Source organism: Gluconobacter sp., assembly GCF_047723935.1.
Lineage (GTDB): Bacteria > Pseudomonadota > Alphaproteobacteria > Acetobacterales > Acetobacteraceae > Gluconobacter.
On sequence record NZ_JBDOBO010000061.1, the window covers coordinates 1 to 13,257 of the forward strand.

The window sequence follows — 13,257 nt, forward strand, 5'->3', positions numbered from 1 at the left end:
CACCCGCTCCAGTTTGAAAAAGACGCCTTAGGGCGTCTTTTTTCGTTTCTGGCTTTCGTTGCCACAAGATGGTGTCCCGTTACGAGAAAACTGCGCGGTCGTAGAAAGTGCAGCGACGGTCAGGCTGTCGTTCAGCCCTGATCCAGCTTGCCCGCGAACTGCATTAATCTTGGATTTGGAAAGCCGTTCTACGCTTAAGAGGTGGGCGTAAGTGGCTCTTCGTCAGCTTTCTGAGGCACGAAAGAGCTGTTTATTTTGGGAATGACCGCGCGAGCGGAGATTGGCCACAAGCCACTGCGTTGGCCATCACCTGAACAACTAGACGTGCCCTTTGTCGCGCCAATGCTGCCTGGCCGTTACACCTGAAAATAAAAAGCGGCCAGTTAGAACAATCTACTGGCCGCCGTGTAGGCTTAGAAGAACTGGATGTGGCTCTTGAAGCCCAGCATTGCTGCGTTGTGCAGTGCAGCCTGACCACCGGGACGGAAGTAGTACTGGAAGTCCGGTGCAAAGGTCACGCCGCGCATCACATGGATACGGTAGTTCGCTTCGAGCACTTCGCCGTAGCTCTGAATCCCGTAAGAGCCATTCATAAGCGACATCCCACGAGCAAGCTGTAGGCGCTGGGTGTCGGAAACGCTGCCTGCAACACGAACATAGGTGAAGTTCACACCGATGCCGTCCAGTGGCCGAGCCTTCCAGAATCCGCTGTCCACAAACCCGATTTCATACTGCTGGGCACGCGTCTGGGTGCGGGGGCTGTTGGCATAGAAGCCGCCCAGTACGACAAGGCCAGCGTCCGGGTTTCCGGGCGTATGGTGGCGCCAGACCATTTGGTCCGCCAGGAACCAGGCTGCCCAGGAATAATTGACCGTACGCTGGGTCTGGCCCGTGATGACATACGGGTTCCCGTTGACATCATAGTAGTTGTCTTTGTGAGGCGCATTGTCGATGGCGTAGCCGACCTTGTAGTGGCCTGGCAGGTGATCCTTACCCACCAGTGGCTCCCAGCCAGCTTCCACTGGCACGGCTTCACCATTGATGTCCGCACCGTTGAACTTAAAGCCCGTCCGGTACTGAACGTTGTTGTAAATGCCTGCCTGCGCGAAATACACGCCGGTCTGGATGTATGTGCTTTTTGTCGGGCGGACGCGGATACGGGCTGCCCACACTGCATCAGGGTAGGACGAATGGGTGGTATTATCAGACGATGCCTTCGGGTTACCGCAGAAGGCATTGTTCTGGAAGTTGCAGTACAGCGGGTTGGCGGAGAAGTCGTTCAGGAACGGAATACGTCCGGCAGCGACGTCAAAATGACCATTTGCAAGCGTTTCTTCACCATAGGCATAGACAAGGTGCACCACCACGTTGCCGCCTGCACCGTAAATTTCGGAGCTGGGGTTCAGGTTGTCACCAAACATGCGACTTGCCGGAATACCGTAACGACCGACAACAACGGCATGGGTTGAGAAGCCGCGGATACCAGCAAGCTTTTCCCAGTCGATATCGTTCTCAAGGCTGTACTGGCCTGCGTTGCTGCTACCCTGACGAAGCCCGTAACCTGGTGTCGGCTTGGTGATGGCGCCCGTGTATTCGTTGGTGTTGTCCATCATGATCGCAATACCGCGGTCACGAAGCCATTTGTTCCAGCCGAACGGGTTGGTCAACAATGCCTCAGGCTTGGGAAGCGGTGGCACCTGCTCCTTGTCGAACGACATGATTGTAAGCGGGGTGTTAACGCGAACACTCGGGTTTTCCGAGTTCTGGTCTGGCCAGTCCATAACCGTGATGGGCGCGAGAACGCGCACGGTCGTAACCTTGTCGCCAGCCTTTGACTGAACGACGGTCGTGACAGGTGCGGAAGCCTTGGTCGCGCCTTCAGCGGCGGCGATGGCGGGCGTAAAACAAACCGCACAGGCTGCGGCATAGAGATGCAGGCGAGACAAGTCTCTTATCCTCGGGTATCAGGTTGCGAGATCTTCGTAACACTTTTTCCGGGATGAAGAACAGAGATTATGAGATAAATTTCGAAAATATCACGCTCATATGATATAGGCTTCATTTCTTAGGAAAAAACAAAGCCTATACCAAGCGATGTAAACTATAATCCGTATAAAACGGATCACAACATCGTATTATTTGGCTGCTGCGAGTGCTGCCTCGATGACTTTACCAGCCTCTTCCTTGCCAGCCCAGCCTGTTACCTTAACCCATTTGTTGGGTTCAAGATCCTTGTAGCGCTCAAAAAAGTGCTCAATCGCCTTGCGTGTGATCTCTGGCAGGTCGTCGATGGACTTCACGTCCGTGAACTGCGGGTGGATCTTGTCGTGCGGGACGCAGATGATTTTCTCATCCTGGCCGCTCTCATCTTCCATCTTCAGCATGCCGATCGGACGTGCACGGATCACCGCACCAGGAACGACGGCTGCCGGAGCCAGAACGAGGGCATCAGCCGGATCACCGTCAGCAGCGAGGGTGCCAGGAATGAAGCCGTAAGCTGCCGGATAGGCCATCGGCGTGAACAGGAAACGGTCCACGAAGATCGCGCCGCTATCCTTGTCCACTTCGTACTTGACCTGAGAGCCCTGCGGGATCTCGATAACTACATTAATGTCGTTCGGCACGTCTTTGCCGGGCGAGATCTTGGAAACGTCCATGATGTTCACGTCCTGAACTGGTTTTAAGACGGCGGAACCTTAGCTGTCCTGCGCCTTTCTGCCCAGAGCGGAAGCAAAAACATGATAGGGAACTGGTGTGCCGGTCGTGGGGTTGAGAGCGCTCGACAGATCGCCAGAAACGCAAAACGCTCCAGCACAGGGCCGGAGCGTTCGTAGAAGCCGATAAACTCGGAAAGTCAGGGTCAGAGAAGCGGCTGTGCGGCCTTCAAAGCATTGTGGCAGGCTGCGCGACGGTCATCTTCGTTGGTGTAGGCCACCAGATAATAGCGCTTGCCGTTGCTGTTGAAGAAGCCAGCGGTGCCAAGAGCATAGTCTTCATTGCCAACCGTCTGTTCGGTGGCCTTGTATTTTTCGCTCAGGCCGTAAAGAGCCGGGTTGCCTTCATCATAAGAGAGATACTGCAGTTCGACGCAGTAGTTCATGATTCCTGCAAGATTGGCAGGAGAGACGCCCGTGAAATCTTTGCCAGGCGTGCCCTGAACGGCAGCAGGAGGCGGTGGCGACTGTTCCTGGGCCATAGCAGCCGTGGACATCACGCCGAGGCCAAGAGCTAGGCCGAGAGCGGGCACGATACGACGAAACATGACGGTATCCTTTCTGAAGACCCTGTCTTCCCGCGGCACTCCGCGGTTGAAACGGAACATTTCCCCCCTTTTCGTGAAAAGAAAAGTCTATTTCAGAACATTTCTTCGTGAGCACTCAAACCGGCGGGTCGAGATAGGGGCTTTTTGTGTCAAAGAATATCTTGTTGGTGTCCAGTTCCGTCGCAATGACGTCCAGAGCGGTGAGGGCGGCAATCAACACGAAGCGCTGGCGGGGGCGCGATTCGGTTGTTTCACAGTCTCGCAGTCTTTGAATGGCGAGGAGGGTGGCGCGGAGCGTCCGTCCGTAATGTCCATGATAACGACCACTGAAATGACTCATCCGGGCCAGCACCAGTTTCAGCGCCTGATGTGCACGGGGGTTGAGAGACGCATCATGTTCTATGGCGCGCAGTCGAAGCAGGTTCAGCATGACACGCATCGCGGAAAGAATGCCCGCCAGATAGGCGTGAACCACAGGAGACGGCGTATTCCCCGAATTGGTCATCAGCCGGACGAAGCGATCCACGTTGCGTGAGACCACTGTATCAAGTGTGGCGTTCGTTTTGCCTTCTGCAATGTGATGCAGGTCCTGAAGGATGTGTTCGCGCATGGTCCAGCGTTGGTGCGCTGGGTCATAAGGCAGGAAAACGCGGTACATCCATGATGTGTAGAGCAGGCCCAGAACGAGTGGCATGGCCGTATTGAAATAGACGATTTCATCCGTTCGGCCCTGATTGGAAGGGCCTAGAAGGATCGGCAGGAACAGGTTGTAAGAGACGGCCGGAAGCGTCAGTGGCGGATAGGCGAAGGCCAGCCCGCCCAGCATCATGGCAACGCCAGACCACATTCCGAGCATTTCGAATGTTGTGGGTTTTCCCAGTAAAAGCAGATCGAGCACGCCGCCAGCCAAAACAGCGCAGCAGGCGCCATGCAAAAAGGCCTGTGTCGCAAGGGCCGGGCGCTCCAGCGTAGAGAACAGGCTGCATGCAATCGCGACAAACATGATAAATGTCAGGCCGCTGGGCCACGCTGTTGCAATCCAGATTACGCCCGCCCCGAAGACGGTCACCGATGAGCGGAGGCTGTTAACGATGGCCTGCCGCCAGTCACGGTAGGAGCGGATGGGCTCATGGAAATGATCGTGAGGCTGAGGATTGCGGCTGGCTTCGAACTGCCGCAGGGCCATTCTCAGGGCATCAATCAGTTCCACCAGAGACTGCTGCAACATGCCATGGCGAAGCATGGCGGCACGGTCGTCCGCGTTGGGTAAAACGGTATCGAAGTCTTCTACGACCCGACGCCGACAGTCCCGCCTGATATCTCGCAGGTCGCTTAAAATTGCGTCCATGCTCTCGGTGCTTTCCAGCCTCGCGGGCAAGGCGAGAAACACGTGCTGGATCGTTTTGGCCTGTTCGAGGAACGCGTCATCCTGACTGAGGGGAAGACGCATCAGCGTGGCAAGGTCCATGGCCCGCGCCAGGAGAACAGCGATGTTGGCCAGCGCGGCTCGCGTATGATCGCCCGCATGATCCTGTCGTCCCAGCTCGACCTCAGCGAATTCGACCTGATCCCCCAAAGTGGTGATCCGGGTGAAGACAGATTGCATGGTCTCTAGAGCATCGGTTTTCCCCGCAAGAATGTCTGCGATGGTGGAAAGTGCTGGCTTTAGAGTGTCTTCAAATGTGCTGGTGAGTTGTTGGCGCGTTCGTTTCGTGAGGCCGAGCTGGAACAGCCCGGAAATTGATGCTTCCAGAACAATGCCCAGCACAATGTATGTCGCGCGCGAACTGGCAATTTCGAAAATGTGGTGTGGGTCCGCGATCCCATCGAGGGAGACAATGGCGTAGGTGAAGCCCGTCGCCCGCATACCGTGAATACGGTAGTTGGTCATGGAAGCCGGCCCCGGCATGAACGTGCCAATCAGGCAGAACAGCCCGATGCCTGCTGCCAGAAGCAGAATGAACATCAAGGGTGCCTGAGGGCAGACTGCGACCAGGATCACGCCGCAGATCACCCCCAGAACCATGCCGAACAGATGCCACTTCGCCTTTGCCAGACTGCGCCCACGTGTGCCCTGCGCGACCATCCAGACGGTCAGGGCTGCCCATTGAGGGCTACCAAGCTCCATCTTCAGGGCAATCCCCAGCGCGAGCAGGGACGTCAGAGTAGTTCGGAGAGCGTAGCCGGCCATGACCGGGTCCGGGCTGTAGAGCCAGCGGAATTTTTGCAGAAAAGCTGTCGCGCTTGCCTGCATCACCGAATGTGCGGCGTTGTAATGTGTTCCAATGAGCGTCCAGCCACGTCTTCCCCCAGAATAATGAAAACCGGTAGGTGCCTTCTCGAAACGGCGGCAATGGCCTTCTGAGGCCAGTCGGGGACGGGAGGCGTTTTGACACATAATGCAAAAAAAGACATTTCACCATGTCAGCCCTTGCAAAAATGCGTCAGGTGAGCGATTTCGTGCAGCTACCGCGCGCCTGTAGCTCAATTGGTTAGAGCCGGCCGCTCATAACGGCTTGGTTGGGGGTTCGAGTCCCTCCGGGCGCACGGTGTTCTATTTTGTCTGGCGAGCCTGTCTGCCGCCGCTCATTCCGCACTCCACCACCGAACAGGAGACCTCATCATGGCCGCCTACCAGTACGTCTACGTCATGAAGGATCTTACGAAGGCCTATCCGGGTGGACGTGAGGTCTTTAAGGGCATCACCCTTTCCTTCCTGCCCGGTGTGAAGATCGGTGTTCTCGGCGTCAACGGCGCGGGTAAGTCCACGCTGCTCAAGGTGATGGCCGGGATCGACAAGGAATTCGGCGGTGAAGCCTGGGCGGCCGATGGCGTCAAGATCGGCTACCTCGAGCAGGAGCCGCAGCTTGATGAAAAGCTGACGGTTGGTGAGAACGTCGCTCTCGGTTTTGGTGAACTCAAGCGCGCACTCGATCGCTTCAACGAAATTTCCATGCTGTTCGCTGAGCCCATGTCCGATGAGGAGATGACCAATCTTCTCTCGGAACAGGCTGAACTGCAGGAAATCATCGATGCCGGTGACGGCTGGGAGCTGGATCGGAAGCTGGAGATCGCTCTCGACGCGCTGCGTTGCCCGCCAGCAGACAGCCCGGTCGACAAGCTTTCCGGTGGTGAGCGCCGCCGCGTTGCGCTGTGCCGCCTGCTGCTCGAAAAGCCTGACATTCTGCTGCTCGATGAGCCAACCAACCATCTTGATGCCGAGAGCGTCAGCTGGCTCGAAAAGACGCTGCGTGACTATCAGGGCACCGTCATGGTCATTACCCATGACCGTTACTTCCTTGATAACGTCACGAACTGGATTCTGGAGCTCGAGCGTGGCCGTGGCTATCCGTTCGAAGGCAACTACTCGTCCTGGCTGACCCAGAAGCGCAAGCGTCTGGCCCAGGAGGAGAAGGAAGAAAGCTCCCGCCAGCGCGCTCTTGCTGCCGAGCAGGACTGGATCAACAGCTCGCCGAAGGCCCGTCAGGCCAAGAGCCAGGCTCGTATCACCAAGTACGAAGAAATGCTGGCAGCTAACTCCGAGAAGGTTGGTGGTACTGCCGATATCGTCATTACGCCGGGCCCACGCCTTGGCGGTACGGTGATCGAAGCCGAGAACCTGACAAAGGGCTTTGGCGATCGTCTGCTGATCGATGGCCTGAACTTCAAGCTCCCGCCTGGTGGCATCGTGGGTGTGATCGGTCCGAACGGTGCGGGTAAGTCCACGCTGTTCAAGATGATCACAGGTCAGGACACGCCGGATGGTGGCTCTCTGAAGGTCGGCGAGACGGTGAAGCTCGGGTATGTTGATCAGTCCCGCGATACGCTGGATGGCAACAAGACGGTCTGGGAAGAAATTTCCGGCGGTACGGACGTCATTCAGCTTGGCAAGCGGACGGTTCCGTCCCGCGCCTATGTCGGAGCGTTCAACTTCAAGGGCTCTGACCAGCAGAAGCGCGTCGGCATCTTGTCGGGTGGTGAGCGTAACCGCGTTCATCTTGCCAAGATGCTCAAGGAAGACAGCAACGTTCTGCTGCTCGATGAGCCGACCAACGATCTTGACGTTGATACGCTGCGTGCCCTCGAAGATGCTTTGGCAGACTTCGCTGGCTGTGCTGTGGTCATCTCCCATGATCGCTGGTTCCTTGACCGTCTGGCCACGCATATTCTGGCTTTCGAAGGCGACAGCCATGTCGAGTGGTTCGAAGGCAACTTCCAGGACTACGAAGAAGACAAGCGACGTCGCCTTGGTCCGGATGCGACTGAGCCGAGCCGTATCAAATATCGCCCGCTGGCCCGCTAAGACGGACCGTTCCTTCTGCACGTCACCGGGACAGGATCACCTGTCCCGGTTTCTGACGGTTTGAGGAGGCCCGCTTGTTAGGGCGTGAACTCCGCACTGCACGTCTGGTTCTCACTCCGGTCAATTGGCCGGATCTGGAGGACATGATTGCCCTCAAGGCTGATGCCGGTGCCTTTGGGCAGATGCTTGGCGGTGTGCGAAGCCGCTTCGATACAGAAAAGGAAATGGCCGAGGACGTTGCGTTCTGGGCCAGGCGCCGCATCGGTATCTTTGCTATTCGTGAAAATGGGCGTTTCGTTGGAATAACAGGCGTTCACGAACGCCCTGATGGGCGCGGTATCGGACTGAGATTTTCAATTTTCCCATGGGCTACTGGCCGGGGCATTGCCCGTGAAGCTGCTGCTGCTGCCATCCGGTATGTTCTGGATGAAGGGGAACCACGGATTGTAGCTGTGGCTCGGGAAGATAATTTGGCCTCTCGCGTCGTACTCGGCAGTATCGGCATGCGGCATGTTGATACCTTCACGCGTGATGGTAATACGATGTTTCTCTACGAGATTACTCCTGCCTGATACGCCGGGGGTACTGAGCGTTTGTTTCCTGCCGCGTCAGGTATTACTGATTGAAGCCATACGGTAATTTTTCCCTAAGGAATAAAGTGTGGTTGATTTTCTGAAAAACATTGGAAAAGCGGCGTTTTCTGCCGTCATCATGGGGCTGGCTGTCTTGCCGAGCGCACGGGCTGACGCCCCCAAGGCCCCTGAATCGGTCGTGGGTGGCATGCACATTATTGATCGTACGCTGGTTTTAGCCGTGGGAGGCACCGAGATCGTAGCGCTCCCCCCGAACCTGCAGACGGCATCCATCAGCTTGCCGGATGTTGTGCATGTGAATCTCGTGTCCCAGAAGGTCGCAGAAATTCTGGCTCACCATGAGGGGCAAACAGACGTACTATTTACGGGTAAAGACACAATCTATCGTTTCCATGTCACTGTGCAGCGGCCTGCCCGATAAAACTCGCTGGTAAGACAAAGCACAAAAAAGGCCTCCCGTTACGGAGGCCTTTTTCAAATCGTCATGCTCGAGAGAATGGCAATCAGTGATGATTGCTGAGCTGACGCTCCAGAGCTGCGTTGAGTGCACCAACATCGCCGCCATGACGGGCCAGATAGGAGCTGTAATCGCCGCGCTGATTCATGCGCAGGCTGGCACCTTCACCATACATATCCACCACCTTCGGCGGGTTCCCACCGATGATGAGCTGCATGTTGACTTCTGGCTGGCCCGGACGGTCAATCAGCGCGTTGACGCGTTCGCCATCCGGTGTCGGGCTTGTGCCGGTCACACGGAAGCTCACGCCCTGGTAGTTACCGATCTGGTCCGTGATCGTGTTGACCAGAACCTGATCGAAAAGCTGCAGGTACTTCTGCTGCTGAGCCGGGGTGGCGGTGCGCCAGTAGCGGCCGAGGCAGTAGCGGGCAATGCCCTGAATATCCACATTGGACTGAAGAAGCGGAAGGACTTCGCGCTTCTTTTCACCCAGTGGCTTGCCGGAATTAACGATGCTGACCAGCTGGCCACCAAAGGAATTCACGAAATCTGTTGCCGGATTGGCATGAGCGACGCCAGCCCCGAAAGTGAGGGCTGCAGCAAAAGCACCAAGAAGGGCCCGGCGCGAAAAGGCTTTAAGCATGCGTTTGTCCTCAGTTGTACCAGTCTGGGGTGGTGGCGCGGTGATCGTTCGTCATAGCGTCAATCTGGCTCTGGCGGTTCTGCTGCCAGGCACTACGGACGTAGGAGTACGGATCAAGGCTGTCCTGCTCCAGATGATCGATCTGATCCACACTGTTGGCAAAGCCATCAACCGTTCCAAGAATATTGTAGGCCCAGTTGAATGTCAGCAGGCCATAACCTCTTGGCACATAATTGATCGGGGTGAGAGCCTGACCAATCGCATAGCCTGCGCCATCGCGGAAGTTGCTGGGACCAACGAACGGAATGAAGAGGTATGGGCCGCTCTTTACGCCCCATGTTCCCATGGTCATCCCCGGGTCAGTCTCATGCTGTTTGTACCCGACCAGACTGGCAACATCGAAGAAACCGGCCACTCCCGCACTCATGTTGATCGTGAAGCGCATGAACGAATCACCCGCACGACGAGGCTTTCCAGCCCCTACATCAGAGAAGAACACCGCAGGCTCACGCCAGGTTTCATTGATGTTGGAAATACTATGCCGCACCGGCTTCGGAACAGCCCAGATCCAGGCTTTGGCCACGGGGCGCAAAGCCACGTGATAAGCCCACATCTGGACGTTATACATTTTCCGGTTCAGCGGCTCGTACGGATCGTTGGCAGCCTTGTAATCAGCAAGGTCGTCCGGATCTTTCGGCGGGGGATTATGCAGGGAGCCACAGGCCCCCAGCGTCAGCAGTGCCAAAACGCCTGCAATGGCTCTGCCACGACGCGAGCGCGTCGCCCTGATACCGATTCTGTCCTGCCGAGAGTCCATAACCATTCCTCAAAAACCCCACTCCGCGGGCGTGCTCACAAAGACTTCATCTGAAAACGGAAATTTTCGAAATCCGTTCCCATTCAATTGGTGTGCCGCCGGCGGAGCCATGAGCCGTCCGTCGCGGAAAACTGCGGAAGGCCGTAGTCATAGCCTATACTGTGCCAAGCTGCACCCCTCTATGTATCCAAATTACGACACAGGGAAGGGACGAGATCCTTTAACGATCCAGACGTCAAAAGGACACTCCGGCGACTTTGACGGCTGAAATATTTTGAGAGCAGTGTGGCGGCAACTCAACACCAGGGAATTTTCCAGTGTCCAGATTTTCTGCCTGCAAAGCACCACTTTTTGCCACCGTGGCCCTAGTTGGCCTGTCTCTTGGGGCTGCTCAGGCGCGTCCAACAGCACTCTCTCAGCCATGGGGTAACACGCCCGATGGGAAGCCTGTCCGTATCATCACCCTAAAGAATGACCATAACGTGACGGTACGCGTCATTACCTATGGCGGCATTATTCAATCTGTTGAGACGCCGGACCGTAATGGCCACCCGCAGGACATCGTCCTCGGGTTTGGTGATCTCAAAGGATACACCGTCGATAGCGCCAAAGGTGGTTTGTTCTTCGGAGCGATTATTGGCCGTTACGCAAACCGTCTCGCAGGCGGCAGCTTCCCGGTAGATGGGAAAATCTACCACACGGACATTACGGCTGCCCCGAACGCTCTGCATGGTGGCAAAAAGGGGTTCGACAAGAACGTCTGGACGCTTGAAAAGACAGGCATCTCTGCAAGCGGTTCCTATGTGACGCTGAAGCTGGTCAGTCCGAACGGTGACCAGGGCTTCCCCGGAACATTGACGACGCACGTGACCTACACGCTGGGGAACGACAATGCGCTGTCGCTGCATTATGTGGCGACAACCGATGCGCCGACGGTTCTGAACCTGACGAATCACAGCTACTGGAATCTGAATGGCGAAGGCTCTGGCAGCATCGAGCCGGAAATCCTTCAGATCAACGCAGACAGCTATACCCCGACCGATAGCACCTCGATCCCGACGGGCCAGCTCGCACCCGTTGCAGGCACTCCACTCGACTTCAGCAAGCCAACTGAAGTGGGCGCACGCCTCCGCAGCAATGACATCCAGATGATGTATGCACGTGGTTACGACATGAACTGGGTCGTTAACGGAGCATACGGACAGGCTCCGCGTCTGGCTGGAAAAGTCTATGACCCACGCTCGGGCCGCAGCATGGAAGTTCTGACCAACCAGCCAGGGCTACAGGTTTATACGTCCAACTCACTGGACGGTGGGTATGCAGGGATTTCCGGCCATGCTTATCGCCAGACAGACGCTATCGCCTTTGAAGCCGAGCACTATCCAGACAGTCCGAACCATCCGTCCTTTCCGACGACGGAACTGAAGCCGGGTCAGACATTCGACTATACGACGACGTTCAAGTTCTCGAATCAGTAAGTTTCAGGGCGTATCAATAACAAAAAAGGGCGGCCCTTTCGGACCGCCCTTTTTTGCTGATCAAGTGATCAGGGTCAGAAGTTCACGCCTGCCTGCAGGAAGACGTAACGTCCCATGTAGAGGTTGCCATACAGCGCAGCTGCACTGTTGTCCGTTGCGCTGGCAACAAACGGCGGCTTCTTGTCGAGAAGGTTGTTCACACCACCTTCGAAGTTCCAACTCTTCCAGCGATAGGACACCGTCACATCATGTGAGAAGATGCCTGGGGTGCTGGTACGGCCGTAACCGTTGGCACGCTTCAGATCTGTCGTGCCGTCGTTCCAGACCATGCCGCCCATGTACTGCATCATGTACGTCACGCCGAACGCACCGTGCTGCCAGCCAACCGTTGCATAGTCACGAACGCGCGGGTTGCCGCTGCCGCTTTGATACATCATGCGACCAGCATAGTTGTACCACTGACCACCAGCCTCGTTCTGCTGCAGATAGCTGACGAGTTGCTGGAAGTTGTTGGACAGCGTCAGGACATCATGCTGCGTGACACGGATACGGTAGTCGAGGTCGAAATCGATACCGCTCGTCTTCAGGCCGCCAATGTTGTCATACATGGACGTTACAGCATTCAGCTGCCCGGTGCTTGCAACGCGGGTAATACGATCACAGTAAGACGTATTCGTGCCCGTATAGCACTGATCCATGATGTACTGGCTGCTCAGGTACGTGATCATGTTCTTGAGCGTGTAGTGCCAGTATTCCACGGAAGCAGACAGACCCGGGATCCAGCGCGGCGTGATCACCGTACCGATCGTGTAGGTCCGGCCCGTCTCAGGGCGCAGCTTGGAGTTGCCGCCATACAACGTTGGAGACTGTCCGGAGAAGTTGGACGCGAACGTGCTGCTGTTGATGCCCTGACGTGCGCAAGTGGCTGCTACGACAGGAGATTGCGCACCGTAGGATGCTGCCTGTACGGAATCACACGGATCGGTCGCTGAGGCGTATCCCAGAGACTGACCACCATACAGCTCATAAACGTTCGGCTGACGATAAGACGTACCGAGCGTTGCGCGGAAGCGGATGTCCTGAATCGGTGCCCAGTTGATGGAAACCTTCCAGTTCTTCGTGCCACCGAACGTATTGTAGGCCGAGTACCGTCCCTGACCGTCGATCGTCAGATCTTTGGCGAGGAATGCGTTGTGCAGCAGTGTTGCCTTGCCTTCGATGTAACCTTCAGAAACGTTGAAGCCGCCGCCGGTGTAAGACGCAGAGTTCGTCAGCGTCTGACCTGCTTCGACCAGTGGATCCGGGTGATAGGCAAGCTGTTCACCACGATGCTCCATACCCAGCGCAAGACCCAGGTCGCCACCGTTATTCCATGGCATGTGAACAACATGGTTGTTGTTGATGCGCAGGTTCAGGTCACGCAGCTGGTAATAGTAGTGATCATGCGACGTGTAGTTGGAGTAAGCTGCAGCTTCCGGTGAAAGCTTGCCAAACGGGTTGGACAGAACGCAACCGGCGGCAGCATTACAAACCGATGGATTGTAGCTCAGCGTACTGTCAGCATCACCCGGGGTGTCCTGCTGCAGGCCGTATGTCTGCAGCAGCTTGGCGTAGTTACCAACGCCAGACGTCTGCTGCATGACCTGGTTCTGAGGTGGTCCCGTCCGTTCGGACAGTTTTGCGGGCTTGATAAGCTATACCCGG

Annotated in this window: 10 protein-coding genes, 1 tRNA gene and 1 pseudogene; 5 read left to right on the forward strand and 7 right to left on the reverse strand. The window is 56.4% G+C overall.

Going from position 1 to position 13,257, the window contains the following annotated elements:
* Window positions 1-413: 413 nt before the first annotated feature.
* The 4 genes from ABF979_RS13585 to ABF979_RS13600 all read right to left on the reverse strand — a co-directional run bounded on the left by ABF979_RS13585 (window position 414) and on the right by ABF979_RS13600 (window position 5,453).
* A complete protein-coding gene (locus tag ABF979_RS13585; RefSeq protein ID WP_215750010.1) occupies window positions 414-1,946 on the reverse strand; it encodes a carbohydrate porin in 1,533 nt (510 codons plus the stop codon).
* A 189-nt stretch (window positions 1,947-2,135) separates the two neighbouring features.
* Window positions 2,136-2,657: an inorganic diphosphatase gene (gene ppa, locus ABF979_RS13590; RefSeq protein WP_046900674.1), complete on the reverse strand. Its 522-nt coding sequence runs from the start codon at window positions 2,655-2,657 to the stop codon at window positions 2,136-2,138.
* A gap of 203 nt (window positions 2,658-2,860) precedes the next feature.
* A complete protein-coding gene (locus ABF979_RS13595; RefSeq protein ID WP_046900991.1) occupies window positions 2,861-3,262 on the reverse strand; it encodes a hypothetical protein in 402 nt (133 codons plus the stop codon).
* Between the two features lie 115 nt (window positions 3,263-3,377).
* Complete coding sequence (locus tag ABF979_RS13600) at window positions 3,378-5,453, reverse strand: FUSC family protein (RefSeq protein WP_415560408.1); 2,076 nt, start codon at window positions 5,451-5,453, stop codon at window positions 3,378-3,380.
* Window positions 5,454-5,735: 282 nt separating this feature from the next.
* Between ABF979_RS13600 and ABF979_RS13605 the strand changes: the two genes are divergently transcribed.
* From ABF979_RS13605 to ABF979_RS13620, 4 genes are all read left to right on the forward strand, one after another.
* Window positions 5,736-5,809, forward strand: a tRNA-Ile gene (locus tag ABF979_RS13605).
* Between the two features lie 76 nt (window positions 5,810-5,885).
* Window positions 5,886-7,565 (forward strand): energy-dependent translational throttle protein EttA, encoded by a 1,680-nt coding sequence (gene ettA, locus ABF979_RS13610; protein WP_086633470.1) that lies wholly within the window; start codon window positions 5,886-5,888, stop codon window positions 7,563-7,565.
* Window positions 7,566-7,639: 74 nt separating this feature from the next.
* On the forward strand, window positions 7,640-8,137 hold the full coding sequence (locus ABF979_RS13615) for a GNAT family N-acetyltransferase (RefSeq protein WP_202207101.1): 498 nt from the start codon (window positions 7,640-7,642) through the stop codon (window positions 8,135-8,137).
* An 88-nt stretch (window positions 8,138-8,225) separates the two neighbouring features.
* Complete coding sequence (locus tag ABF979_RS13620; protein WP_415560411.1) at window positions 8,226-8,579, forward strand: pilus assembly protein N-terminal domain-containing protein; 354 nt, start codon at window positions 8,226-8,228, stop codon at window positions 8,577-8,579.
* An 82-nt stretch (window positions 8,580-8,661) separates the two neighbouring features.
* Here ABF979_RS13620 and ABF979_RS13625 read toward each other — a convergent pair whose 3' ends face one another.
* Window positions 8,662-9,258 carry a phospholipid-binding protein MlaC gene (locus tag ABF979_RS13625; RefSeq protein ID WP_202207103.1) on the reverse strand — a complete coding sequence of 199 codons (597 nt, stop codon included), beginning with the start codon at window positions 9,256-9,258 and terminating at the stop codon, window positions 8,662-8,664.
* Window positions 9,259-9,268: 10 nt separating this feature from the next.
* On the reverse strand, window positions 9,269-10,075 hold the full coding sequence (locus ABF979_RS13630) for a VacJ family lipoprotein (protein ID WP_202207104.1): 807 nt from the start codon (window positions 10,073-10,075) through the stop codon (window positions 9,269-9,271).
* A 317-nt stretch (window positions 10,076-10,392) separates the two neighbouring features.
* Here ABF979_RS13630 and ABF979_RS13635 point away from each other — a divergent pair, with 317 nt between their 5' ends.
* On the forward strand, window positions 10,393-11,553 hold the full coding sequence (locus tag ABF979_RS13635; protein ID WP_415560413.1) for an aldose epimerase family protein: 1,161 nt from the start codon (window positions 10,393-10,395) through the stop codon (window positions 11,551-11,553).
* Between the two features lie 74 nt (window positions 11,554-11,627).
* On the opposite strand, the pseudogene ABF979_RS13640 reads toward ABF979_RS13635, so the two are convergent.
* Window positions 11,628-13,202, reverse strand: a pseudogene (locus tag ABF979_RS13640) (TonB-dependent receptor domain-containing protein); the annotation flags it as partial.
* Window positions 13,203-13,257 lie beyond the last annotated feature (55 nt).